The organism is Streptococcus sp. HMSC065C01 (assembly GCF_001813525.1).
GTDB classification, from domain to species: Bacteria; Bacillota; Bacilli; order Lactobacillales; family Streptococcaceae; genus Streptococcus; species Streptococcus parasanguinis_V.
The window spans coordinates 1-869 of record NZ_KV812852.1; the positions used below are offsets into that span (position 1 = coordinate 1).

The following is an 869-nucleotide window of genomic DNA, read 5'->3' on the forward strand; positions in this document are numbered from 1 at the left end:
TTTTCTGTCTAACTTTTGGGGTGCGGTTCACTTCAACCTCTTTTTTTATAATTCCTGTAATAAGTATTTAAAAAGTTCTAAATTCCCTTTTTCTTCATTAACCAAGTATTCTGGGTGCCACTGCAAGCCCATAATGCGATGACCATCTACAGCTTCAATGGCTTCGATGGTGTGATCGCGCGGATCAAAGGCGGTTGCACGGAAATTCGGTGCGAGATCCTTGATGCTTTGACGGTGCACGGAATTAATCCGACTGGCCTGTCCAAAAAGCTGTTCTACCACACTGCCTTTTTTAGTCTGGATAGAATGGGAAGTCCCAAACGGAAGTCCTTGCCAATGCCCTTCGATCTCTTGGTTGAGTGTTCCTCCAAAAGCCACATTGATCAACTGAACCCCACGGCAAATTCCTAGAACCGGTTTGTTTTGGCGTACTGCTTCCTTCAGTAGGGCAAGCTCAAATTGATCGCGTTTGATGTTGTAATCGTCGCTCTCGATAGTTTTTTCTTCACCATAAAGACTCGGCTCCACATTTTGGCCCCCACTCAAGATCAATTTATCAATGGTTTCAACATAATCCTTGACTAAGGAAATATCTCCCATCGGAATAACCATTGGAAGTCCGCCTGCTTGACGAATCCCTTCTGCAAACTGGCTGGAAACGGAGGAATGAAGGTTCTTCCCTTCCGGATCAACCGGACAGAGATTAGCGGATACTCCTACTATGGTTCTGCACATATTCATTCCTCCTTTATTATTTCATACATTCATCTTATCACCTATTAATGATCGTGTCTAATATGTATTTTTAAAGGAGATGATAAATAATATTTATCGCGTAAAAAAACAGGTTTGTCTAGCAGGGCTAGAAC

General features: G+C 42.6%; 1 protein-coding gene. It reads right to left on the bottom strand.

Annotation, left to right across the window (positions count from 1 at the left end):
• Window positions 1-45: 45 nt before the first annotated feature.
• The gene (locus HMPREF2918_RS04505) at window positions 46-735 is read right to left on the bottom strand and encodes a gamma-glutamyl-gamma-aminobutyrate hydrolase family protein (protein ID WP_049486542.1); all 690 of its coding nucleotides are present in this window, start codon (window positions 733-735) and stop codon (window positions 46-48) included.
• Window positions 736-869: the final 134 nt, after the last annotated feature.